This window comes from Pseudomonas sp. PvP001, from assembly GCF_040546375.1.
GTDB classification, from domain to species: Bacteria; Pseudomonadota; Gammaproteobacteria; order Pseudomonadales; family Pseudomonadaceae; genus Aquipseudomonas; species Aquipseudomonas coleopterorum.
Genome location: NZ_JBEPNQ010000001.1, coordinates 1,737,781 through 1,761,413 on the forward strand (window position 1 = coordinate 1,737,781; position 23,633 = coordinate 1,761,413).

Below are 23,633 nucleotides of genomic sequence, written 5' to 3' on the forward strand. Positions count from 1 at the left end.
CATGAAACACTGTATAAATAACCAGACACTCATGCCTGGGGGCGGTCTTATGCTGGTGCACCTGTCCGTACACAACTATGCCATCGTCGAACATCTCGACCTCGAACTCGAGCGCGGGATGAGCGTGATCACGGGCGAGACCGGCGCCGGCAAATCGATCATGCTCGATGCGCTGGGCCTGGCCCTGGGCGACCGTGCCGACAGCGGCGTGGTTCGCCCCGGCGCCGACAAGGCCGACATTCTGGCCACGTTCGACCTGGTCGATATCCCCGAGGCCAGTGCCTGGCTGGCCGAGCGCGACCTGGAAACCGACGGCCCCTGCATTCTGCGCCGGGTGATCACCGCCAAGGGCGGTTCGCGCGGCTACATCAACGGCACCCCCTGCCCGCTGGGCGACCTCAAGTCCCTGGGTGAGCTGCTGATCGACATCCACAGCCAGCACGAGCACCAGTCGCTGCTCAAGACCGACACCCATCGCCGCCTGCTCGACGAATATGCCGGTGCCAGCGACCTGGCTCGCCAAGTGCAACTGGCCGCGCAGAAATGGCGGCAGACTCGCCAGGAACTCGAACGCCTGTCGGATTCCGGCGACGAGCAGCGCGCACGCCACCAACTGCTCAGCTATCAGCTGGAAGAGCTGGAGAATCTCGGCCTGGGTGAAAATGAGCTGGAGCAGCTGGAACAGGAACACAAGAACCTGACCAACGCCGAAGCACTGTTCGGTATCTGCCGCCAGGTCATCGACCACTGCAGCGAAAACGATTCGGGCAACGTGCTCAGCGCGCTGACCGCCAGCCTGAATCGCCTGGGCGGCGTCAGCAATGCACCGAACGCACTGGGCGAAGCCGCCTCGATGCTGGCCACGGCGCAGATCCAGGTGGAAGAAGCGGTTGGCGAACTCAATCGCTTTCTCGATCACTTCGAGGCAGACCCGGCGCGTTTACAGCACATCGAGGAACGCCTCGACACTATCTATACCCTGGCGCGCAAACATCGCGTGCACCCAACCGAAGTCGTGGCGCTGCAACACCGCTTGCTCGAAGAGCTGGAAGGCTTGAACGCCAGCGACGAGTCGATCGAGCAACTGGGTGAAGAACTGGCGGCCTATGCCCGTCACTATCAGGAAAAAGCGCGCGAGCTGACCGGCCTGCGTACCCATGCGGCAGCGCAACTGGCCTCGGCGGTGGAAGTGGAAATCCAGCGCCTGGGCATGCCTGGCGGGCGCTTCACTATCGAACTGCGCGCCAACGCCCATGAGGATTTGCACCCCAATGGTCTGGAGCAGGTTGAGCTGCTGGTCAGCGCCAACCCTGGGCAGCCCATGAAGCCCCTGGCCAAGGTGGCTTCGGGTGGTGAGCTGTCGCGGATCAGTCTGGCGATCCAGGTGATCACGGCGCAGACCTCGCGGGTCCCGACGCTGGTGTTCGACGAAGTGGACGTGGGCATCGGCGGGCCTACCGCCGAAATCGTCGGCCAGTTGCTGCGTCGCCTGGGCGAACGTGGCCAGGTGTTGACCGTGACCCACCTGCCACAGGTGGCGGCTCAAGGGCATCATCACCTGTTCGTGCACAAGGTGCGCGGCAGCGACGAGACGCGCACGGCGGTGTCGAACCTGGGCAAGGGCGAACGCGTGGAAGAAGTGGCGCGAATGCTGGGCGGGATCGATTTGACCAAGGAATCGCTGGCGCATGCCAAGAAGATGGTGGTGACGGCCAAGGGGTGATGGTGGCGGGTCTGGCCTCTTCGCGGGCAGAGCCCGCTCCCACAATACTGCAATGCAACCCTGCTCCATGTGGGAGCGGGCTCTGCCCGCGAAAGGGCCGTGACTGACACACCGCGCACAAAAAAGGCGACCCTAGGGTCGCCTTTCTGCATCAAGCCCGAGATTACTTGGGCCGGCGCACGTACAGCACCAGGTTGTGATCGACCAACTCGTAGCCGTTCTGGATCGCACGCTCCTTCTGGAGCCGTTCAATCTCGTGATCGGTGAACTCGATCACTTCACCCGACTCCACATCGACCATGTGGTCGTGATGCTCGCCGTCTGCCAATTCGAACACGGCATGGCCGCCGTCGAAGTTATGGCGCGCTACCAGACCGGCCGCTTCGAATTGAGTCAGAACACGGTAAACCGTGGCCAGACCCACATCCTCGCCAGCTTCCATCAGCGCCTTGTAGACCTCTTCGGCGCTCATGTGGCGTTGCTGTGCCGATTCCAGCATTTGCAGAATCTTGACCCGTGGAAGGGTCACCTTGAGGCCGGCTTTACGCAGTTCGCTATTATCAACCATGGTCAGCTTTCTCAACGATGCGGCTTCGCAGCATCTCTTAATACGGGTATGATCGGGGTTTACGTTGTCCCAGCCAAGATAGTGGAAGTCGCCCACCGATGCAAAACACCAAGCACTTGCTAACCAGCCTCACCTTCGTGGGACTGCTCGCACTCGCCGGTTGTTCATTCCCCGGGGTTTACAAAATCGACATCCAGCAGGGCAATGTCGTCACGCAGGACATGATAGACCAGTTAAGGCCCGGAATGACCCGTCGGCAAGTAAGGTTTATCATGGGCAACCCTCTGCTGGTCGACACGTTCCACGCCAATCGCTGGGATTACCTGTACAGCCTGCAGCCAGGCGGCGGCGAACGTCAGCAGGAACGCATGAGCGTCCTGTTCAACGGCAACGACCAACTGGTTGGCCTGTCCGGCGATTTCATGCCTGGCGTCAGCAAGGACCAGGCGATTCTGGGCAGCGATACCGACACCAATGTCGTGCCTCAGCAGGGCGAGCCACAGAAAGTCGACGAGCCGCCCAAGCCTGGCTCGATGCTCGAAGACATCCAGCGCGATGTGGACGGTGTGAAGACGGTTCCCGTCCCAACGCCCCAGCCGCTGGACGTTTCGCCGCAGTAAGCAGGCGATACGAAAAAAGCCCGGTGATGCCGGGCTTTTTCATGGGCGAAGAAAACAGGTCTCAGCGTGCCTTGCGCGCTTGCGCCGCCTTGGCCGCGCGCAATCGCCGCACTTCTTTCGGGTCCGCCAACAAAGGTCGATAGAGCTCGATGCGATCACCTGCCTGCAGCACGTATTCGGCAGGAGAATCCACAAGCTTTGCGAAGATGCCTACCGGGCATTGGGAAAAATTCACGCGTGGAAAGCGTACGGCGATGCCTGACATTTCGATGGCCTGGGCCACCGTGGTACCCACGGGTACCTGAAGCGAGATCAATGCCTGGTCATCGACAGCGGCATAGACCACTTCAATCTCGATCGACTGGTCAGCCATGCAACTGCTTGGCGCGCTGGCAAAAGGCATCCACCAGGGTATTGGCAGCCTGGTTGAACAGCGGACCCAAGGTGGCACGAACGATAGGGCCTGCGTAGTCGAAGGACAGATCCAGGCTGATCTTGCAGGCCTTCTCACCCAACGGCTTGAATACCCACATACCGTGCAATTGATTGAACGGGCCTTCCTCCAGATTCATCTCGATGGAGCGACCGGGCTCCAGGGTATTGCGGGTCACGAAGTGCTGACTCAACCCACCCTTGGCAATGTCCAGGTTGGCGCGCATCAAGGTGTCGGTTTCTTCGAGGATGGTGGTGGCCGAACACCAGGGCAGGAACTCGGGATAGCGCGACACATCGTTGACCAGGTCGTACAAGGCCTGAGCAGGATATGGCAGCAAAGCCGAGCGTTGAATATGGGTAGTCATGCGAGCGTCACTTCCAAAGCTGGGCGGCGGACGCGAGCATCACGCGCCGGCCGGACGACGCCAACGGCGCCTTGAAAATAAGGTAGGCATGCCAGCAGACAGGGGGCATGCCAACGAAATCATGGGGCTTCTTTGTCGACAGCGGCAGAGCGCAGGCTATCCAAAAAGATCACGTATTGTCCGGTATTCATTGCAACCGCTCAAGCACACCGCAATACCGTAGCCGAGAGCGCAACGACTGCCTATAATGCGCGCCCTATGGCCAAATTAAAGAAACACCCTACAGGGACCATCGCGCAGAACAAGAAAGCGCGACACGATTACTTCATCGAACACCGTTTCGAGGCTGGCTTGGTCCTGGCCGGTTGGGAAGTAAAAAGCCTGCGTGCCGGCAAGGCGCAACTGGTGGACAGCTACGTGCTGCTCAAGGATGGCGAAGCCTGGCTGATGGGTAGCCACTTCACCCCCCTGACCACGGCCAGCACCCACGTGATCGCCGACCCGACGCGTACCCGCAAACTGTTGCTCAACCGCCGCGAGCTGGAAAAGCTGTTCGCCCAGGTTCAGCAGAAGGGCTATGCCTGCGTGGCCTTGTCGATCTACTGGAGCAAGCACTTGATCAAGTGCGAAATCGCTTTGGGCAAGGGCAAGAAGGAATACGACAAGCGCGACACCGAGCGCGAGCGCGATTCCAACCGCGAGCTGCAGCGTGCCGTGCGCAACAAGGGCAAGGAAGACTGATCTACCCGCCCTTGCAGCGCCGGTTTCACCGCGTTTTCCGGCTTGCTTTCACAAGCCGTTGCGTCGCTGCGCGCGAGCGGTTCGCTGCACCGTCTGCCGCGCCTCGTCGAGCACACCCTGCACGTAGGTGATGTGCAGACTGGCCAACTCCCGCGCCTGTTCTGCCTGCCCCTCGACGATTGCTTGAAACAGCCGCCGATGCTGCGCGATGAGCTTGTCGCGGGTTTCGACACTGTGCCGATGCATCCCCCCGATGTTCACCACCATATTGCGCTTGAGCATGTCGAACAGCCCGCGCACGGTGTGCAGCAACACTGCGTTGTGACTGGCTTCGGCGATGGCCAGATGGAAGTTGGCATCGGCCACGCCCTCCTCCTCCCGCGTCACGCTGTCGACCCGCCGGTAACAGTCTTCCAGAACATCCATGGCGAGCTCCAGTTGTTCACGATCGATCTCCGTGGCGCGCTGCGCCGCATAGAACGCGCATGACGCTTCCAGCGTGTGACGAAATTCCAGCAGATCGCGCTGGCTCTCCGGATTGCTTTCCAGCAGCGCCAGCAATGGATCGCTGAAGGTCGAGCCCAGCTTGTGGCAGACATAGTTGCCGCCGCCCTGACGACTGACCAACATGCCCTTGGCCACCAGCTTCTGGATGGCTTCACGCAACGAGGGGCGCGACACGCCAAATTGCTCGGCGAGTGCTCGCTCGGCCGGCAAGCGCTCGCCTGCACGCAGCGTGCCCTCCAGGATCATGGCTTCCAGACGCTCGACAATGCCATCGGACAAACGCCGCTGGCGGACTTGATCAATACCCATGGGTGGCTCCAACACACGATTGCTTCGGCCGCACTCGACCAAAGTCATAGACAAGGAAATTGACAGCCCCACGGCTGCGCCCTAACCTGACTTGGATTTATTGTAAATTGGTATTACCAATCTGTGCAATCAAACAGCCGCACAACAGCGCCAAGCCTTCCAAAAAAAACAAGGGGCCTCAGCTTATGCAAACCTGGCAGCAGATCTACAACCCGCTCGGAAGCCTCGGGCTGTCCGCCCTGGTTGCCGTCATTCCCATCGTGTTCTTCTTCCTGGCGTTGGCCGTATTCCGCATGAAGGGGTACATCGCCGGCAGCATCACGCTGGCGCTGTCCATCATCCTGGCCATCTTCGCCTACGGCATGCCCGCCGACATGGCGCTGGCCGCCGCGGGTTACGGGTTCATGTACGGCCTGTGGCCGATCGCCTGGATCATCGTGGCCGCTGTGTTCCTCTACAAGCTGACGGTGAAGAGCGGCCAGTTCGAAATCATCCGCAGCTCGGTGCTGTCGATCACCGACGACCAACGCCTGCAGGTATTGCTGATCGGCTTCTGCTTCGGCGCGTTTCTGGAAGGTGCGGCAGGCTTCGGCGCGCCGGTGGCGATTACCGCTGCCCTGTTGGTGGGCCTGGGCTTCAACCCGCTCTACGCCGCAGGCCTGTGCCTGATCGCCAACACCGCGCCGGTGGCCTTCGGTGCCCTGGGCATCCCGATCATCGTCGCGGGTCAAGTGACCGGCATCGACCCGTTCAAGATCGGCGCCATGACCGGCCGCCAACTGCCGTTGCTGTCGCTGATCGTACCGTTCTGGCTGGTGTTCATCATGGACGGCCTGCGCGGCGTTCGGGAAACCTGGCCAGCGGCGCTGGTCGCAGGCTTGAGCTTTGCCATCGTGCAGTACCTGACCTCCAACTTCATCGGCCCGGAACTGCCCGACATCACCTCGGCCCTGGCCAGCATCGTCTGCCTGACCCTGTTCCTCAAAGTCTGGCAACCCAAGCGCGCGGCCAGCAGCGAAACGGTCGCCGTCAGCGGTGGCGCAGCCGTGATGGGCGGAGGGCCAACAGGTAAAGCCACCAACGTCGGTGGCTCGACGCCAACGCCCTACAGCCTGGGGCAGATCCTCAAGGCCTGGTCGCCGTTCCTGATCCTGACCGTACTCGTCACCATCTGGACCCTGAAGCCGTTCAAGGCGATGTTCGCCCCGGGCGGCGCCATGTACAACTTCGTGTTCAACTTCGCCATCCCGCACTTGGACCAACTGGTGCTGAAGACTGCGCCCATCGTCGCCACCGCCACACCGATGCCCGCCGTGTTCAAGTTCGACCCGATCTCGGCCACCGGCACGGCGATTCTGTTTGCCGCGATCATCTCGATGATGGTGCTGCGCATCGACATCAAGACCGCGCTCAAGACGTTCGGTGAAACGTTGTTCGAACTCCGCTGGCCGATCCTGTCCATCGGCATGGTGCTGGCCTTCGCCTTCGTCACCAACTTCTCGGGCATGTCCTCCACCATGGCGCTGGTCCTGGCCGGTACCGGCTCCGCATTCCCGTTCTTCTCGCCGTTCCTGGGCTGGCTCGGTGTATTCCTCACCGGCTCGGACACCTCGTCCAACGCCCTGTTCGGCTCGCTGCAAGCCACCACCGCGCACCAGTTGGGTGTGAGTGACGTGCTGATGGTGGCCGCCAACTCCAGCGGCGGCGTGACCGGCAAGATGATCTCGCCGCAGTCCATCGCCGTCGCCTGCGCCGCCACCGGCCTGGTGGGACGGGAGTCCGACCTGCTGCGCTTCACGCTCAAGCACAGCCTGTTGTTCGCCACCATCATCGGCTTGATCACCTTGGCCCAAGCATACTGGTTCACCGGCATGCTGGTGCACTGATCGGCAGCCGATCTACGTCTATCACACCAAACCTGGGGGCTAACATGCCCCCTTTTGGTGCCTTATGAATTTTTTTACATCCGCACACGTTTTGTACAGAACCCCTGCATTGGCGCGAAGTCCATTCATCAGGCCCGTAAGCAATCGGGCTATTTCTGACTGCGGACGCCGATCCTACCGAGGAGCGCCGAGTCCACCTTGAGTAAGGAGATTCTTATGAAGCGTACCTATCTGTCCGGCCTGATCGTAGCCTCCGCCCTGGTAGCATCCCCTGTGTTCGCAGCTGAAGACCTGTGCGCCGTCAACATGCAGAAGCTGAACGACGCCAAGACCACCTCCATGCAGCTGGGCGACCCTGCCAAGAGCCAATACGACGACGCATACAAAGCAGCCATGGCCGCCCACGCTGCCAAGGACGAAAAAGCCTGCATCTCGCACTCCACCGATGCCATGAACATCCTGATGGATGCTCAGAAAAGCAAAGGCTGACCGCCACGCCAACCATAGGGTTGGCCTGACGCCGCAAAATGACGTAGACTACGTCTCCCCTGCCTAACCGCAGGGGCTGGGGCCGATTAGGATTCGACGCCGGTTGCGAAACTTTAGGTGCATGCCGACTTGGTAACAGAAGTCGTAAATCCACTGTTGCAACTTTCTATAGTTGCCAATGACGAAACCTACGAGGGCCAAGCTCTCGCTGCCTAACGGTAGCTGAGCCGCTCTTCTGGCTACTTCGGTGCCAGCGATCATCAGGGGATGCCTGTAAACCCAAAGTGATCGTCACGCAGAACAGGATCGTCGTGTAGCACGCTGTGGGCAAAGCGACTAAAACTTACACAGCTCGTCCAATGCACCCTGCCAGTCGGGCGGCTGCGGATTAACTCAGTAGACACGGCTAAGCATGTAGTACCGACAGCGGAGTACTGGCGGACGGGGGTTCAAATCCCCCCGGCTCCACCAAACAAGCTTTACAAATCAAGCACTTAGCGAATATCGCAAGTGCTTTTTTTGTGCCTTTTAGGGCTGTTTTGGCTCCATAATGACAGCCTAATGCCAGCCTCAACATATTGGATTTTGGTAGGCGTATGACTGGGCAAAATGAGCATGGAAGATGAGAATGGTTATCGCACCTAAAGCACGGATAGCGCACCCTGCGCACCTCAGGGTAGACTTACCATAATGGTAACCTCGACGATCCTCAGCCGATATTCTCACAACGAGACACCAAGGATCAGCGCTCGCACCATACCAGACGGGCCGTTGTACCCTCCCGCTGAAGTCCTTCAGTTGCTTGCTAATGGAGCCCTGATAAGCCCAACAACCAACGACTGTATCGACAACGTTCAGGACCTAAACCTAGATCCATCTGCGCTGGCAGATTTGCTGGAAGACGCTGTGGTACGGGGGCGTTATCTCAACGCTCAGTGGTGTCAGACAGGCAAACCGGGAGTCTGGGCCGCCTGCGACGCCTACCGTGTCTCCAGGAAGGAATGGAATGAATACGCCTACAAGGAACTGGATGTGACCTACTACGTCAAATTTTGCATTGGCAAGCTAGGTGGGCTTATCTTGCTAGTCTCCTGCCACACCTCAGACCGCTAGGGAGGAAACATGAGCACTCAAATTGAAATTTGCCCCCTTTGCGGCGAAGGGAGCTTGCACGAGGCAGGGCGTAACCGCAAAGTCGAGCATCAAGGCGTCGTTGGCCTTGTATACACCAAAGCATCTGTCTGTGATTCGTGCGGTTGCGCTCAAGCTTCTTCGGCGCAGGTACGAGATAACCAGCGTGCAATGACCGCCTTTCAGAAACAAGCTGAGGGAAGGTTGACAGGACTTGAAATGCGCGAAGTTCGCAAGAAGATTGGCCTTACTCAAGCCCAAGCGTCCTTTATGTTTGGCGGCGGACCTAATTCATTTGCGAAGTACGAAGCCGATGATGTCGCACAATCCGAAGCCATGGATAACTTAGTGAGGATGGCTTTTGAGTTGCCAACTGCTAGAGCCTGGCTCCAGAATAAAGCCTCTGCCAAAATCATGAAGACCACCACTGGACATATTCGGGCGCAGCGAAATTATCATTATCAGGTACAAGCTCTGCACCGCGGCGAGATGACAACTGTATTAACCAATGCGCTGATCGATGTAACAAGAGTCGTCACATTATCTCAAATTGAAAGCAACCCAAAATTTACAGCCGTTACACTACAAGATCATGACGTGATGCTGGTGGCAAATTCGCTTGGTGTATGGAACGAAAAAGACCTAGTGGATAAACAGACTCGTCTATATGGCGAAGAAGAAAATCTCCAATCGCACCTAGTCCCAAAGTACAGCGAGACAGACTATGACCGCCATACCCGACGGTAGGGATACCCCAGAGTTCAAAGACGTCTACGTGACACAAGTCAACGCAGCCATTGCAGACGCCTTTGATCCAACCTCTGTCATAGATTTAGCCGGTTTGGAGTTCCGAACTCTTGTCTTTGTCGAGCGTTCTCAGTCAATCGTTTCAAAGTCTGAAGGTACGGGCCTCTTTAAAGTCTTCTTTAAATTTGGAGCAAAGTGGGCACGATTGCATGATACCGACTCAGAGCCAACCCCTGCAGCTTTAGAAACAAAACTGGGCCCAGAGCAAAACGACGTAATTACCATTGAATGTGGTATAGCAGCCGAGTTTGCGTTAGCTAAACGATACAAGCAAACTGAGTTGGACGACTTCGCCTTGACCAGAGCAGTCGGCTTTGTAGTTCCTTATTGGAGGAATTTCCTAATTGCACAATGCGCCATGATGCGCTTGCAGGGCTTGGCAATTCTTGATGGGAATTTAACTAGCGAAAGCAATAACGGCAATCTTTAAGCTATGAATTTCAGTATAGTTGGTGATGCTGACCCACACGAAGAAGGCTAGCACCACCTCCACCTACGTCATACCTGCACCTTCAAGATTATACGCTAGCGAAAAAACTGGCTTATGGCTAATGCAGGTAAGTTTGTATAGGGCGCATATGGGCACGCTGGAATGGCTGAACCCTACACCCAAGCTGAGTGACGTTGACACCTAGACCAGATTCTGGTCCGTGCACAACGACCCCTTCCCACACATCCGCTGCAGGAGCTGTGATGGGTGGCAATCGCTACAGGATAATACTAGTCCGCCACCAGCCCAGCGAGTGACCTGAATGACCAAAGACTTTGCGCCTCCGCGCTTTCAAACCGACAACTTTCATTGTCCATTCCCTGAATGCGGGACTTATTCACACATGGAGTGGCTTCGGTACGATCCGATAGTGTGGATTGCCAGGTGTGCTCGCTGCCAGCAAAGCTCCATCTGGCGTAAGTATCTCGCAGGAGAGAGCGTCGGCGCGCAAGAAACTGGTGGTGCCCTGTTGTACCCAATCGCGACGGAGGCACCGCCACATCATCCGGACCTTCCTGTGCATATCCAGCCTGACTATGAAGAGGCCCGGCTGATCTGCTCCACCTCTCCCAGAGCTGCAGCAGCACTGTTGAGGTTATCCGTGCAGAAAATTTGCAATCATTTACTTCAGAAACAGGGCGATATCAATAGTCAGATTGGCGAATTGGTCCGACAAGGACTGCCTGCGAAGGTGCAGAGATCACTGGACTCTCTGAGGGTAATCGGAAACGAATCAGTTCATCCTGGAACGATGGATCTCAACGACTCTCCAGAGCTGGCTCTTGCGCTTTTTCGACTCATCAACCTTATAGTCCAAAGCTGCATAACCGACCCTAACGAAGCAGATGAAATCTTCAGATCGTTGCCTCCAGACAAACTAAAGGGTATCGAGGCACGGGATAAAGCAAAACCGGGAGATACATAGGGGCTTCCAGAATAGGGCAGCACGGCGCTTCACCTGCCGCTGTCGAAGTAGTCTCGGTACGGCTGAACAGCAGCATCCCTGGTCAGATTGAGTTTCATCAGCCTCAACCCTCCCACGCCGCCCAGGCCCTGGAATCGGATCCAGACCCTCTTCGTATCGGCGCCGGTGGTGAACTGCAGCGACCAACGAGCTTCGGCCGCAGCTGCCGTGAATCGCATGGACGCCAGGGTGGTGCCTGGGAAGGCATGGCCGGCGCCGTCATCTGCGCCGGTATTGATCTGCACCTGAGGATAGTTCCCTGTGAAGGTGGCGGTTCGGGTACCGCTGACGATGTAGGTAGTGGACGGCTCCACCAGCATCCCCGAATCAGCATCGTTCGAAGTGGTGAAGTTGTCGAAATTGCCTGACACGCCATTGTACTCGACAAACGGGTCACCGCCGTTGAAGCCAGCTTCTGTCTTTCGCGCGTAGCCTGGGTCCGCCGACCACCCAGCAAGGTCAGCCGCGAACTTGTAGTTCTTGATCAGCTGCAGCCCGCGGCGATCCTCTTTGCTGGCAATGACGCCTTGAATCGAGGCCTTGTTGCCCGGCCCCGTGCTCACTGCACTCCCTGCCGTGACCGTCATAGTTCATCGATCTCATAGACCGCGTTCCCAGTCGGTGTCACGCGGAAGCTGCCACGGCCCAGCCACAAGGCCTGGCAGGCGGTTTCTGTGAATGTGAAGGCGGGAACCCAGGTTTCGCCGGATGGCTTCTCGACTATGACCGTGCCGGACTTGACTACAGCGGTTATCACGACCGGTGAATTGGAGAGGCGCCAAGGGAAAACGTTTTGAACGGTGTAAGCAGCCACGGTGGTCACCTTTGGAAAGCAGCGCAGTGAAGCGCAGGATTGTTGGTCAGGTCACGCGATACCCAGGAACAGGGATCGCTCGGCGGCGCGGCGCTTGACCAGGCCCGGCAGCACCTTGCCGCCAGAGTTGACCCAGCGCGAGAACTGCTCGGCGGCGCCAGCGGCATCGCCAGCGTTCAGCTTGCGCAGCAGCGTCGACTTGGTGAAATTGCCCTCCCCGACGTTGTAGGTGAACGACACCAGCGCATCGAACTGGCCTTGGTTGAGCGGCACCCGTACCAGGCGCTCCACGATGCCCTCGAACCGGACCAGGTCGGTCGCCAGCATCTGCTCGGCCTGGGCTTCGGTGATGACCATGTTCCGGGTGACGCCCGATGTACTGCCGTAACCGATCGTCCAGGGAAGGCCGCCGGTGCCGGGGTCCGGGTAGGCCTTGAGTCGCAGCCCCTCGGCGGATTTGATGAGGGCGATGCCCTTCGGTGAGGTCTTCATGTGTTTCTCCAGGCGAAAAAAAGCCCGCGCTGGGCGGGGATACAGGTTTGTATTTGCAGTAATTTTATTCAGGTGATAGACATGTCACTCATCCTTTAGGACTTGGTGAATAAAGTGGAAATGGCCGTCGCACTAATATCGCTCGCAACAGCAATAATCTCTTTAATAAATGCGTGGAAATCAAGAAAAATTGCATCTCAAGCAATGATCGTGATCCAGCAAAACTCTCTGAGGATTAATGAGTTAGAGCAGAAGATAGTAGTATCTCAGAGGAATACCCATGGCGGTGTAAATGTTAGTGGCAATACCGCATATGGAAATGGCGGAGATGGATTCAATATACGTTCTAACTAGCCTAGGCCTCTGAATAGCCATCCGATACGGTAGCAGTGGATGGCTATTCAGGAGTTTGTGCATTAGCAAGTTGCGCCACCAGTTCGGCAATGGTCTGCTGAGCGGTACACAGATCCGCCTTCTTGGCGCTCAGTTTGCCACGCATCTGGATCAAGCTGCTGGCTCAACCGCCGATCGCATCGTTTCCGTGACATAGCGCTCCGGCGGAGATGGCCATTCGGAGGCTGCTGGCCAGCCGATCTGCGATGGAACTCGACCAAGCGCGACGCGGTACTTCTTCCAGGCCTTGAGCGCGGCGGCCTCAACGTCCGTGGCATCGTCCAGGTCGACGGCATCCTGCAGCGGCGCGATGGCGTAGTCGGCAGCAGCGCGCCGGCGGGCGAGCTCCGCCTTGGCGTCAGCCATCATCCTGTCTGCTGCGGCCTGCTCCTTCATCGCCTTGGTGATCAGTTGGCTCCAGTCGATATTGCTCATGCCTCAGGCTCCTGGGCGGGCGAAGCGACAGCTTCAAGTGCGGAAGTGACCTCGGGTAGCGGTTGGGGGAACAGAACCTCACCATCTGGCACGTCCAGCAAAGGCACCGGGAACGCCTGGGCCGGGCTGTAGTTCTGCGGCAATGGCAGCAGTAGGGTCAACTCCAGCTCCCCGCCTACCTTGTCCAATTGGTTGACGAACCACTCGCACTTGATGGCTGAGGCTGGAAGCGTGTCGCCGTCATTCATCCGGGAGAAGTCGAATGCCTCTCCGTTGACGATCAGTGTTGCGCCCACGCGGGAGACTTGAAGCGTATCGTCTCGCCGCTGGGGGGAAAGATTGATCTTCATTATTTCCAGCGACCTCTTGCGATATAGGAAAGGTAAGATGCCGCACCATTCGCAGGTGAAATAACCCTAGCCGCAAAACCGTATGTCTGGGCTTGCCCGTCTGTAGCAGCCCAGCAATAGTACCCACCGCTAGTAATCGCGCTAATTACGATTGATGGAATATTTACGAAAGCAACAGCAAAGGTGAAACCGACAGCAATGGAGTGAAAAACACTCCCCCCCCCAGTATTTGCGGTTTGTGAATTAGGACTGATGCCCCAACATTCCATGGTGCCGTCAGCGTACTTTACATAGCTGCCGTTGGAGTTGGAGCCAGAGTCGACAATGCCACCGACGCCCATCAGTGCGTAGAGCTCGCCATCGTTGGCGTTGAGCTTTGCAAAGGCAGACGGTGCTGGCTCGCCTCTCTTCCCGTTCGCCTGAACGGTGGTGATATCGACAATCTGTCTTGCCATTATTGACCCCTAATTATTCATCTTGGCGAAGAGCGCAGGCAGGTAGAAAGCTGTTGGGTTACTGGTGCCGGAAGTAATGGCCCAAAGTGTTCCGGATGGGAAATCCCACCAGCAATACAACAGCCTGCCTGGCGCGTTGCCCGCCACCATGCTCATGGAGAAGTTGTTCAGCATCATGTATTCATTGGCGGGAAAGTTGAACGGCACGGTGTAATAGTTGAAAAAAGCTGCGCCGCCGCTTGGCACGGACTTTACGAACGTCCAGTTCTGATAGGCACGAGTAAAGAGCGCAGACGGGGTTCCGCTGTCGAAGAGCAACTTACCCGCGCCGTCCCATAGATCCATCCCCCATGTAGCGACACGCGTAGCCATGAACGCTGCTGCGAAGTATCGACCGTTTGGTTGTGCGGTATTTACGTCATAGGCTCGGACGTAGAAGCCCGTCCAAGCGCCGGGCGACCCGATGACGCGCGCAAAGCAGAGACCGGAGATATTGCCGGTGGTGTCCGGTCTCACGAAGATCAGGGGCGGCTCCGTGCTGGTTATGGTGAATGGGAAAGAGGTGGTAGAACCCAGCCCGGACTCCTCGGTAGGCGCATATCGCCCACTGCACATCACGCAAAGTCGCGCGTACTCGGAGTCCAGCGTGACTACGTTGCTGTTGTTGGTGAATTCCAGGCCGTACGCCATTATGCAAACCTTATGACAAGTAGCCTCATGGTCCCCGCAGTGGCCGTCCATGTCCCTGCGGGAAAACCTCGGTTCCAGTTGTAAACGCGCACCACATCGTTGAGCACCTCAGTCTCGAATTGAGTAGCGCCCGAATACGCACCGATAGGGATTACTGTTGCTGTTCCATTGCTCGGCGTGATGCCTGGCACCGAGAAGTCCTGCGAGGCCTTTGGGCTGCTTGGGTTCGTCGGAAAGCTGACCAGCGCCGATAACACCACACGCATCGTGAATGAGGTCGGATCGAGTTGTAGCGCCCCGTCCGGCCCCCATGTCGCCAGTCCAAAGCTCATTCGGTGAGGTCTCCCAATTGCACGCGCTTGACGTTGTTGTTGTCGTAAACCCGCACGGATCGATTGGTGATCACCAGACGCCCGCCGCCGGCGACCATCCCGTTTATTTCAAGCGTGCCGTTCTTGTTCAGGATCCATCCTGACTGCCCCGCGACGTAGTTCGTCGAGCTGATGTAGCTGCCGATCTTGGCATTGGTGATGGTTCCATCCTGGATATAGGCCGCCTGAATGAACGTCTGCCCGCCGGTGATGGCGAAGAACGACTGCGGATCCTTGTTGTTGGTGTTCATCACCAAGAATGTATCGGCGCGCACCACAAACTGGGATCGAGCGCCGCTCGAACCTGCTTCGAGCCCAAGCCCGAAACCCGCTGCGTAGGGTTGGCCGTCCTGAGTAAGCTCCATCCGCACCGACCAGATAGCGGCCAGCTTCCCATTGGTGTTGGCCAACGCACTGCTGGTCTGCTGAACTGCTGCGGTGGCCCCATTGACAGCGGCCTGGGCCGTATCCACGCGCGTTGACAGCGCATTGTCTGCGCTGACCCTGGCGGTCTGCTCGGAGGAAAGCGCCGCATTGGTTTGGCCAATAGACGCATTGATGCTGTCGATGCGCTGGGCGACGGCGTTCGTTGCATTGACTGTCACCGACTGCACGGTGACGGTACCCGCGTAGACGGTGTCCTCGCCGACGTTCCATCCATCATCCCCGGTCAGGTCTGGTGTGATCTGCGCCGTCAGGCCGTCCACCCTTTGCGCGGTCGCCGTCAAGTCTGAACCCTGCTTGTCCACAGTGCTTTTCAGGCTGCTGATCCCGTTGGCGTTTGCCGCAAGACCTGTGGCCGGATCATTGATGGCAGACTCAACGCCGGACAGCTGCTCCGCGTTCGCTGTGGTTTTGTCATCGACCGTGCTGATGTCCGCGGTGTTTTTCTGCACCTGCGCAGCGAGGCCGTTGGCCGCTTGCACGACCTGGCCCGTGTCCAGCCAATAGTTGCCGTTGGGCGGAGCATTGGCCTCACCCGCCGGCACTGCAACCTTTGCCGTGTACAGACGCTGTCCTTGGCGTATGGTCTCACCCGCTGCATAGGCCTTCGACGGTTCGTACTCCAGAGCATCTACCAAGTCGCCGATATCGGCTTTCAGCTCGTCCAGACGATCGTTTACCGATCCCGGACCCGAGCCGTCGATCAAGTCGATCCGGTCAAGCAGGTGCTCGCCGAGCTGTGTTTCCGTGAGGCGGCCTGTCAAAGCCTCGAGGTAGGCGCCCACATCGTTGGAGGTGGCCGCAGCCACGTACAGGAACGCGCTCTTGCCATAGGCGTTCACCGAGCGCACGAAATAGTAGTAGTTCGTGTAGAAGGCCAGGCCGGTGTGCGTGAAGGTCAGGCCCTGCCCCAGGTACTGGGCGTCCGATGCTTGTGCCTTGGGGTTGGTGCTGAAGAAGTACTCATAGAAGCCGCCATTCAGCCCGCGCAGGGTGTTGCTCGGGATCAGGGTGATCGAATCAATCGAGGCCTGCACGACGCAGGCTTCCGGCATAGGCGGGCCGTCGATCGATACCGTGATGGATGCCTCGCCCGAGCGCGCCATGGGCCCGATCGCGGCAACACTCATGGTGTAGCTGCCCGATCCCAACCCACTGATGTTGCATTGGCTGCTGGTCGCCGGGATGGTGTGGGCCTGCACAACGGCGCCGCCCTGGCGCACGGTGACCACGAAGGCCGAGACGATACCGGCCGGCTGGTTCCACGACAGCACGCCCTGCACCACCTCTGCGGAGGTATCTGGCGTCCAGGCAAGGCCGGTGGGCGAGCCCAGGCCACCCGACGGCAGGCTGATGAAGCCCAGAGGGTTGTAGGGCTGGCCCACGGCGTCATCGAAGATTGCCTGCTCATACTGAGCCAGAGAAACCGTACAGCCTTCCTTGGCGCCCATGGCCCAGTTGGTGACGATGAACTCGCCCAAAATGTTCAACAATGGCAGGTTCACGCGTACCACGCGGCCCGGACGGCAGTTATACCCGGCAAAGTTCATCGGGATGCTAATCGCGCCGCCCGCGCGCCGCCGGCGCAACTCGATGTTGGCCAGGCGTTGCGGCTGATAGGCGTCCGTCACATAGGGATAGCTCAACGTCTCCGCCGCTTCGCCACCGTCCTCGGCCAGCCACTGGCTGACCACCACCTCGGGATAGTCCGTCTCGGCCCATGCCTGGGTGGTATCAATGAAGGTACCGCGCACCGTGTTGATGGCCGCATCGTTGGTCGATTCGGTACCGCCCTTGATGACACCGATGACCATGTCTTCAATGATCTCGAAGTCATAGGGGCCATAGTAGGCACCGGCCTGCAGCATCCAGCGACCACCCACCCGGATAAGCTTGCCTGCGCACGACGCCTCCAGCTTCTGGATGACCTGCGTGCGCTGCTCATCGGCGGCGATCACGCAAGCCGTGGTGTAACGCTGGCTGCTGGTGCCGTCTGCGTTCGTCACCAGCTCGTCGCACACGTTGGCCGCGCTGGCGAAGGTGGGAAACACGATCTCGTCGTCAGGCACGCCGCACCGGGTGCGCAGATACCAGAGGATGTGCAGCGCCGTGTTCTGGGTGTAGCCGGAGGCGCCGGTGCGCGGATCGTAAATGTCGTCGCGCCCTCGCACCACAAACCGCACGTCCGGAATGCCTGAGGGGAATTTCTCGGCGTTGTAACGCAGCGAGAGGCGCACATAGGACAGGCCCCGGCCGATCTGCGTGTCTTTCCAGTCAGGGCAGTTCGCCTTTAGAAAGGCGTTGACCGTGGTCGGGTTGACCACCAGCTCGTACGTGGCATCGTCGCCAAACTTGCTGATCGATTCTTGCCCCAGAAAAATGTCTTCCAGCCTGCTGACGGGGCCTTCGCTCAGGACATAAACCAGGTGCACCCACTCCCCTGCCAGTTGAACGCCGCTCTGCTCCTGAGCCCAGACAAGCACGCCACCGGTGCTGACGCGACCCAGGATGAAACGGATCGGCGCCTTTGACGACCGAACCGTCTGAGCGGACGGCTCACTGGCACGCGTTGACGAACTGTTGGTAAGCGCCTCCTGCTGGGAAGCGGCATAGAACGCCAGACCGGCGCCGACGACCGCGCCGACCGGACCGCCCTGGACGAAGCCGACGACAGCGCCCACGGCGACCTGAGCAATTTTCCTGACTCCGCCGCTCATTCAACTCTCCACACTGTTGTCGGCTCACACACCACCCGAGCGGCGCCGTCATTGGTCGCTGCCCAGAATTCGCCCGCCCAGAACACTGCGATGGCCTTACCCTGCGGTCCTTCGTACATGGCGACGTCTCCGCGCTGGACGAATGCCGGCGGCACTCGGGCGAAACATGCGTCCCACGCCGCCTCGAGGCTGCCATGGTTCTTCTTCAGCGCGCGCTTGGCACCTGCCTCGGTGCGGTACTTGCCGCGGTACAGCTCAGCAGGATCAACCCCGCACACAGCCACTGTGCAGTCAGCAGCGAACAGGCAGCAGTCAAATTCGCCCCATGAAAAAGGCCGCTCTAGGGCGGCCTTGATGACGTCGTGCAGACGCGTGGTCCAATCTCGATTTCGCATAGGGTCACTTTTCGTAGGTGAACGCCGGAGCATCCTTGCCAGCGCCCCAATACAGGGGCCATTCGGCCATCTGTGCGACGGCGTAGAAGAAGCGATCGCCGTCGTGGCGGGCCTGGTGGTTTTCATCCGTCCAGCGCTCGGTGCCCGTGCGGTTCCACTCCGCCATTCGGTCGATCACCGGGACGATGATGCTGTTGCCGTTGCTGCCGTTTCCGCCGAACTGAAACTCGGCGGCGTCCATGCGGCCGGAGAACAGAATGTCGGCCGCGTAGTTGCCGGCCTCGTCGAATGCGACAAACATGAGCTTGCCAGGCCTGCCGCGACAGCCCCGGATGTTCGTCTCGCGAAGGATGTAGGCGTCCAGGCCTGACAGCTTCAGATCAACAGACATGGGCGACCCAGAGTTATCGCTTTCCTGCGACTGCCCAATCTCCCCGAACTGACCGACGCCCTCATAGGTGATGCCTTCGATGACGATCTGTCCGGTGCCCGTGTGTGCGTACACCATGCCGTCGATGAAATCCAACTGGCAGGCATAGACCACCATGAAGCGACCGGTGGACAGGATGTCGATCACGCCTTGGCTGAAGGGAAACGAAGTAGCCATCAGAAGGCCTCCCGGAATTGCAGGGTGCAGTTGGATACCACCGGCTGAATGGCTACCTCGTGGGTATCCACGACGCGGCGCATTTCCGAGTACGGGTTGCGGTACTCCACCGCGGTACCTGCCTTGAGCGAACGACGGATACGCTTGTTCAGCATCACCGTGACCCTGCCCTGGGCATTCGCGAAGGCGTCCTGCACAACTTCGAACATCTCGCCTTCGATCGTCAGGTAGTCGCCTAGGGAAAAAACCCTGGCGTTTGGAGTGACGCCGCCGATGATCATGGTAGTGGCCTGGGCCACTCCAGAGACCACCACCGCCGCACCCACGTCATCGTCACGGGTGCGCGTGAGCGCGGGAATCTTTACCGTGCCGAACATCCCGTGCAGTCGACCGATCAACGCCGTCAGCTGCCGCTCATCCTCTTCAAACAGCACGCCGAAGGTCAGCGTGCACATCCAGTAGGCGCCAGGGTAGCCAACGATCTGCTGCGCGTTGGAGAGTGTCGAGGTGAACGCCTGGTTGTTGTACGTCATGCCCCACGAGGTTTCGGTCGGTTCCAGCGATTCAGGCCACTCAAGCGCCATGGGTACTCCTAAAGCCGGTCACCGGCGATTGATCAGTTGTCGGGCTGCCCCGTTTCTTTTGAGGTCGCCGAGCACCATCTGGTAGCCGGCCTGTGCGCCTTCCTGCGCCGCCTGCTTGAGCTCCGCCCTGGACACCGCATCACCGCCGCCACCGAAGTGAAAATGCTGAGTCACGCCCGCCAGGGTACTGGCGGCCTTCGAGCTTGAGTCGGTATCGCCGCCGCCCAAAGCACGTACGCCCAATGAGCCGTCCGCGCCACGCGTCAGCGGCATGATCGCTTCCGGCCCAGCTTCGCCAAAAACGCCTGCGCCCTTGGCAAAAGCGAAAACCTGCGGGCTGTCATAGACACCACCGGAAAAGGAGGACAGGCTGGGAGAGTCGTAAACGCCGCCCTTGGCATTCGCGACAACTTCGCTGAATCCGGTCATGGTTCCCTGTCCGAGAGCTGCACTACCGCCGGACAGAAAGCTAAAGGCGGAACTAGCGAGCCCGACCAGGGCCTGCTTGGCCTGGATTCGGATCAAGTCCTCAATAACGGAGTCGGCCAGGCTTTTGAACGACAGCTTGCCGGTTTTGGCGAACTGCACGATGGCGTCTTCGGTGCTGCTGAGCGCATTGGAGAACATCGATTCGGTCTGGCCAGCAACATCTGCAGCGCTGTCGCGATAGTTTTGCCACGCGCGGGTCGCGCCATTGCTCCAGTCGCTTTGCGCCTGGTCGATCTTCTGCCAGCCTTCCTGCATGACCTGCACTTGCCGGGTGCCGTATTCCTCGGTCAGCTCGATCTGTTTCTGCAAGTCCTGCCGTTGCTTTTCGGTGGTAGCCGTGGCCAGGTCGGTGCGTAGCGCAAGGATCTTGTCGTTGGTCTGCCGCTCCAGGTCGAGGCGCGCTTGAGCACGCTCCGAGTCCTTGTCGCCCATGCCCACGGCCGATGCCATGGCGTCGTAAGAAGCCCGCGCGTTGTTCAGCTGCTTTTCCAGATCCGCCTGATACTGCATGGCCTGTGACAGGCCGGTCGCCGACGCGACTGTGGTGTCGTACTGATCCTTCAGCCAGCCAAGGCCCTTGGCGTATTCATCAACCGAAATTTTGTTGCTCTGGAACAGCAGGTCGAGCTCTTCGGTTTTCTTCTTGAGCTCATCAGCCGCAGCGCCTACCGGGTCGAAGGTCTTTTTCAAGGCATCGAACGATGTCTGGGCCGTCTTGACCTGCTGTTCCAGCGCGCTGTTGGCGGCCTTGCGGGCCCTTTCTGCTTCGGACTCCCCCTTGGTGGCGGCCTTGTCGGCCTCCTTGAGCTTATCAATCGCCTTCGCTCGCTCGCGGATCTTGGCGGCCAACTCACTTTCGGACTTGATCTTGTTCTCGATGATGAACCGATCGGCCTGCTCCAGAGCGGTCTTGTCCTGCAGCGTGTGCTGCTGTTTCTCAAGTTGCTGAAGGAACGTGTTGCCCGCATTAATCGCGGCAGCGTCATCACCGCTTCCCCCGGTAACCGGCTTGGAGGCTTCGACCTTCAACGCTTTGATGCGCTCCTCAGCGATCCTGGCGGTCTGGTCAATGTTGGAGAACTGCTCAGCCTGTTTCTTCCATCCGTCGATTGTCTTCGGATCAACACCGCTGGCTGCGGCTTTTTCCAGAATTGGAATAATCGACTGCCCGGTCTTCCGCGCCTCCTCCATCTCGTGAGTAAGGGTGCGGTAGGCAGCTGTACCGGCTTCGCTCGATCGTGGGCCGACCAGCGCCGTCTTCATCATGTTTTGCAGCGATGAGAACTCTTCGCCGGCCTGCTTGGCCGCCTGCGTTTGCTCTTCGCCCCACCGAACCATCGCCCCTGCACGCTGCTCGGCAGTCATCTGCCTGAACTTCCCGATGAGCTGGTCGAGGGGTTCCTTCAGGTCATCAAGGCTTTTCGCGGCGTCCTTGGCATTGCTGCCCATGGTGAGGAACGCTATGCCGGCGCCGACGGCCAGTGCTGCGACACCAGCCGGGCCACCCAACAGGGCGAGTACGCCGGTAGAGGCCGTTTTAAGCGTGGTCTGAGCAGCGGCGAGTTGGGCAGTCGCGGCCCGCTCCGCCATCCGGGCCTCGGCCAGCTGGATCGACATCTGCGTCTGAACTGCCGTTCCGCGTGCTGCGATGGCTTCTTTCTCCGCCCGCAACACGGCTGATTGCGCCGCGATCTGGTTGGCAGTGGCCACGCGCTCTGCGCTAGCGGCCTGGGCAATGTTTGCCGAAAAAGACTTTGCACTCGCCGCGGTGCTCGCAGCCAGGTTCGACAAGTAGCCGACAAATGCAGCCGTTACCTTGCCCCCCAGGATCGCCACCAGAATATTCAGGTTGTCGGCAAGGAAGCCGATGCCAGCGCCCAAGCCTTCGGTGACGCCATTCTTCGACATCGCGTTGAGGCGCTGGGTAACGCTTTCGATACCAGGCAGCATTCCAGCCACCAACTGGTGCGAAGCACCCGCAAACGATGCCTCCAGCGTCTTTATGGACTGGTTGACCTCAACCAGCCGAGCCACCTGGATGCTCGAAAGAATGTTGCCGGCCGACTCCGCTTGATCGCCAAGCTGCTTGAAACCTGCGCCGTTGTTCCTGAGCAGTGGAATCAGCGCTGTAGCCTCATCCGCCATGGCCTCCATGTAGGTGGTCATCTGCTGCTGGTTAAGCCCCGCCTTTTCCAGCGAGTTGTAGTAGAGCTGCAGGGCCTGAGGCCCGGACAGGCTGGCGAACATCTGAGCGGTGACGCCCACCCGAGGCGCGATCTCCTTGAAGAAGTCCGCCATCTCGCCACCGCCGCGCGAGATGAACTCCCCGGCGCGGTCGGTGGTGTCCTTGTAGATATCGGCCAGCTTTTCCTGCTCGACACCCACGGTTCGGGCGCCGGCGGCCATGCGCTGGAACTCGGTGGTGGAGGTGTTCGACAACGTGGAGAGGTTGCGCACTTCCTGCGCATACTCGGTCGTCTTGGTGGTGATCGCCACCAGCCCCGCGATCGCAGCCGTTGCGGCCAAGCCCATGCCCGTGAATGCCGCGCTGATCGAGCGCTGTAGCACGCTGGCATTGGCACCGGTGCGGTCGAAGGCTTTATCGACCACACCCAGGCTGTTATCGATTTGGCCGGACGTTTTGGCCACGGCCGTTTCGCCCCGCGCCAGCTCTTGGCGCAACTGAGCGGTGGTGGCCTCGATGCGTACGAGCATCCCCTGGACGTCGGAATCAGCCATGCGGGGCCCCTAATGATGGTTCACAGATCTACTGCGCAGCCTTGCGCCCGGTCAGTGCCTGGCGCAGTTTTTCAGCCACGGTGGTGGGTTTGGGTTTTTCTGCCGATCGGCCACTGCCAAATGGGTTTGTCATCCGCGCCCATTCGATCTTGGCGTCCATGGCAATGAAGAGTTCGGGGAGAGGTGTTCGCCAGGCAATGTCCGGCGCCCAGCCTAGCCAGCCGGTGGCCACCGCAAAGAGGCGGTCCACATAGCTGCCATCTTCGACGGCGCTTACGCCTTCCCCGCTTCGACGTTTCCCGGCGTTTCGCCGCGGGGGTTATACAGCGCGCCGAGGTAACCGGTTAGCTGCACGGCGATGCCGGAAACACCAGCCAGCCAGACCTTTTCGGGCATTTCGCGGGAGGCATCGGCGCTGAGCCCGGCGCCGGCGGCGATGATCAGCGCCACACCGTCAACGCTCAGCACACGCAGGGATTCCGCAGCGCCGCGCAGGCCACCAAAGTGCGCTTCGATCTTGCGCACCGCCGCCAGGGTAATGGTCAAGTCGAAGGATTCGTCACCGACCTGCACCGAGGTCGCGCCGTGTAGGGTTTTGCTCATGGATCAATTCCTTGGGAAGC

The 23,633-nt window shown here is 59.3% G+C and carries 26 protein-coding genes and 1 other RNA gene; 9 read left to right on the top strand and 18 right to left on the bottom strand.

What is annotated here, in order from left to right; all coding sequences use genetic code 11:
- Positions 1 to 49 precede the first annotated feature (49 nt).
- Positions 50 to 1,723, top strand: coding sequence for a DNA repair protein RecN (recN, locus tag ABMD26_RS07945; protein WP_056845238.1), 1,674 nt, complete (start codon positions 50 to 52; stop codon positions 1,721 to 1,723).
- Positions 1,724 to 1,886: 163 nt separating this feature from the next.
- On the opposite strand, the gene fur is transcribed toward recN, so the two are convergent.
- Entirely contained in the window at positions 1,887 to 2,291 is a 405-nt protein-coding gene (gene fur, locus ABMD26_RS07950; protein ID WP_049858656.1) for a ferric iron uptake transcriptional regulator, read from the bottom strand.
- A 98-nt stretch (positions 2,292 to 2,389) separates the two neighbouring features.
- Between fur and ABMD26_RS07955 the strand changes: the two genes are divergently transcribed.
- Positions 2,390 to 2,911, top strand: coding sequence for an outer membrane protein assembly factor BamE (locus ABMD26_RS07955; RefSeq protein ID WP_354308866.1), 522 nt, complete (start codon positions 2,390 to 2,392; stop codon positions 2,909 to 2,911).
- 61 nt (positions 2,912 to 2,972) lie between these two features.
- Here the strand turns inward: ABMD26_RS07955 and ABMD26_RS07960 are convergent, their stop codons facing one another.
- Positions 2,973 to 3,284, bottom strand: a complete 312-nt coding sequence (locus ABMD26_RS07960; RefSeq protein ID WP_354308868.1) for an RnfH family protein — start codon at positions 3,282 to 3,284, stop codon at positions 2,973 to 2,975.
- Positions 3,277 to 3,711, bottom strand: coding sequence for a type II toxin-antitoxin system RatA family toxin (locus ABMD26_RS07965; protein ID WP_043190809.1), 435 nt, complete (start codon positions 3,709 to 3,711; stop codon positions 3,277 to 3,279). The genes ABMD26_RS07960 and ABMD26_RS07965 overlap by 8 nt, the downstream gene beginning before the upstream one ends.
- A gap of 258 nt (positions 3,712 to 3,969) precedes the next feature.
- Between ABMD26_RS07965 and smpB the strand changes: the two genes are divergently transcribed.
- The gene (gene smpB / locus ABMD26_RS07970; protein ID WP_043190812.1) at positions 3,970 to 4,452 is read left to right on the top strand and encodes an SsrA-binding protein SmpB; all 483 of its coding nucleotides are present in this window, start codon (positions 3,970 to 3,972) and stop codon (positions 4,450 to 4,452) included.
- A 48-nt stretch (positions 4,453 to 4,500) separates the two neighbouring features.
- On the opposite strand, the gene ABMD26_RS07975 is transcribed toward smpB, so the two are convergent.
- Complete coding sequence (locus tag ABMD26_RS07975) at positions 4,501 to 5,268, bottom strand: GntR family transcriptional regulator (protein WP_354308872.1); 768 nt, start codon at positions 5,266 to 5,268, stop codon at positions 4,501 to 4,503.
- Between the two features lie 185 nt (positions 5,269 to 5,453).
- On the opposite strand from ABMD26_RS07975, the gene ABMD26_RS07980 reads away from it, so the two are divergent.
- The 6 genes from ABMD26_RS07980 (at position 5,454) to ABMD26_RS08005 (ending at position 10,996) form a co-directional block, all read left to right on the top strand.
- Positions 5,454 to 7,154 carry a lactate permease LctP family transporter gene (locus ABMD26_RS07980; protein ID WP_354308874.1) on the top strand — a complete coding sequence of 567 codons (1,701 nt, stop codon included), beginning with the start codon at positions 5,454 to 5,456 and terminating at the stop codon, positions 7,152 to 7,154.
- 216 nt (positions 7,155 to 7,370) lie between these two features.
- Positions 7,371 to 7,643, top strand: coding sequence for a PA2433 domain-containing protein (locus tag ABMD26_RS07985; RefSeq protein WP_043190822.1), 273 nt, complete (start codon positions 7,371 to 7,373; stop codon positions 7,641 to 7,643).
- Positions 7,644 to 7,721: 78 nt separating this feature from the next.
- Positions 7,722 to 8,114: a transfer-messenger RNA gene (gene ssrA, locus ABMD26_RS07990) on the top strand.
- A 651-nt stretch (positions 8,115 to 8,765) separates the two neighbouring features.
- The gene (locus ABMD26_RS07995; protein WP_354308876.1) at positions 8,766 to 9,521 is read left to right on the top strand and encodes a type II toxin-antitoxin system MqsA family antitoxin; all 756 of its coding nucleotides are present in this window, start codon (positions 8,766 to 8,768) and stop codon (positions 9,519 to 9,521) included.
- A gap of 28 nt (positions 9,522 to 9,549) precedes the next feature.
- A complete protein-coding gene (locus tag ABMD26_RS08000) occupies positions 9,550 to 10,011 on the top strand; it encodes a hypothetical protein (protein WP_354308878.1) in 462 nt (153 codons plus the stop codon).
- Positions 10,012 to 10,333: 322 nt separating this feature from the next.
- The gene (locus tag ABMD26_RS08005; RefSeq protein ID WP_354308880.1) at positions 10,334 to 10,996 is read left to right on the top strand and encodes a DUF4145 domain-containing protein; all 663 of its coding nucleotides are present in this window, start codon (positions 10,334 to 10,336) and stop codon (positions 10,994 to 10,996) included.
- Positions 10,997 to 11,025: 29 nt separating this feature from the next.
- Here ABMD26_RS08005 and ABMD26_RS08010 read toward each other — a convergent pair whose 3' ends face one another.
- The 14 genes from ABMD26_RS08010 to ABMD26_RS08080 form a co-directional block, all read right to left on the bottom strand.
- On the bottom strand, positions 11,026 to 11,622 hold the full coding sequence (locus ABMD26_RS08010; RefSeq protein ID WP_354308882.1) for a hypothetical protein: 597 nt from the start codon (positions 11,620 to 11,622) through the stop codon (positions 11,026 to 11,028).
- The gene (locus ABMD26_RS08015; RefSeq protein WP_354308884.1) at positions 11,619 to 11,849 is read right to left on the bottom strand and encodes a hypothetical protein; all 231 of its coding nucleotides are present in this window, start codon (positions 11,847 to 11,849) and stop codon (positions 11,619 to 11,621) included. The genes ABMD26_RS08010 and ABMD26_RS08015 overlap by 4 nt, the downstream gene beginning before the upstream one ends.
- 51 nt (positions 11,850 to 11,900) lie before the next feature.
- Positions 11,901 to 12,341, bottom strand: a complete 441-nt coding sequence (locus ABMD26_RS08020; RefSeq protein WP_354308886.1) for a lysozyme — start codon at positions 12,339 to 12,341, stop codon at positions 11,901 to 11,903.
- A 504-nt stretch (positions 12,342 to 12,845) separates the two neighbouring features.
- Positions 12,846 to 13,169: a tail fiber assembly protein gene (locus tag ABMD26_RS08025; RefSeq protein ID WP_354308888.1), complete on the bottom strand. Its 324-nt coding sequence runs from the start codon at positions 13,167 to 13,169 to the stop codon at positions 12,846 to 12,848.
- Positions 13,166 to 13,519, bottom strand: a complete 354-nt coding sequence (locus ABMD26_RS08030) for a hypothetical protein (protein ID WP_354308890.1) — start codon at positions 13,517 to 13,519, stop codon at positions 13,166 to 13,168. Before ABMD26_RS08030 ends, ABMD26_RS08025 begins: the two co-directional genes overlap by 4 nt.
- Entirely contained in the window at positions 13,519 to 13,974 is a 456-nt protein-coding gene (locus ABMD26_RS08035; RefSeq protein WP_354308892.1) for a hypothetical protein, read from the bottom strand. The genes ABMD26_RS08030 and ABMD26_RS08035 overlap by 1 nt, the downstream gene beginning before the upstream one ends.
- A gap of 9 nt (positions 13,975 to 13,983) precedes the next feature.
- Positions 13,984 to 14,664, bottom strand: a complete 681-nt coding sequence (locus tag ABMD26_RS08040) for a hypothetical protein (RefSeq protein WP_354308894.1) — start codon at positions 14,662 to 14,664, stop codon at positions 13,984 to 13,986.
- Between the two features lie 328 nt (positions 14,665 to 14,992).
- Positions 14,993 to 18,196: a phage tail protein gene (locus tag ABMD26_RS08050; RefSeq protein WP_354308896.1), complete on the bottom strand. Its 3,204-nt coding sequence runs from the start codon at positions 18,194 to 18,196 to the stop codon at positions 14,993 to 14,995.
- Positions 18,193 to 18,591, bottom strand: coding sequence for a DUF6950 family protein (locus ABMD26_RS08055; RefSeq protein WP_354308898.1), 399 nt, complete (start codon positions 18,589 to 18,591; stop codon positions 18,193 to 18,195). Before ABMD26_RS08055 ends, ABMD26_RS08050 begins: the two co-directional genes overlap by 4 nt.
- 4 nt (positions 18,592 to 18,595) lie before the next feature.
- Entirely contained in the window at positions 18,596 to 19,198 is a 603-nt protein-coding gene (locus ABMD26_RS08060) for a hypothetical protein (protein WP_354308900.1), read from the bottom strand.
- Complete coding sequence (locus ABMD26_RS08065; protein WP_354308903.1) at positions 19,198 to 19,782, bottom strand: hypothetical protein; 585 nt, start codon at positions 19,780 to 19,782, stop codon at positions 19,198 to 19,200. The genes ABMD26_RS08060 and ABMD26_RS08065 overlap by 1 nt, the downstream gene beginning before the upstream one ends.
- Positions 19,783 to 19,800: 18 nt before the next feature.
- Positions 19,801 to 23,010 carry a phage tail tape measure protein gene (locus ABMD26_RS08070; protein ID WP_354308905.1) on the bottom strand — a complete coding sequence of 1,070 codons (3,210 nt, stop codon included), beginning with the start codon at positions 23,008 to 23,010 and terminating at the stop codon, positions 19,801 to 19,803.
- A 28-nt stretch (positions 23,011 to 23,038) separates the two neighbouring features.
- On the bottom strand, positions 23,039 to 23,260 hold the full coding sequence (locus ABMD26_RS08075) for a hypothetical protein (RefSeq protein ID WP_502948306.1): 222 nt from the start codon (positions 23,258 to 23,260) through the stop codon (positions 23,039 to 23,041).
- A 23-nt stretch (positions 23,261 to 23,283) separates the two neighbouring features.
- Positions 23,284 to 23,613, bottom strand: a complete 330-nt coding sequence (locus ABMD26_RS08080; protein ID WP_354308907.1) for a hypothetical protein — start codon at positions 23,611 to 23,613, stop codon at positions 23,284 to 23,286.
- Between the last annotated feature and the right edge of the window lie 20 nt (positions 23,614 to 23,633).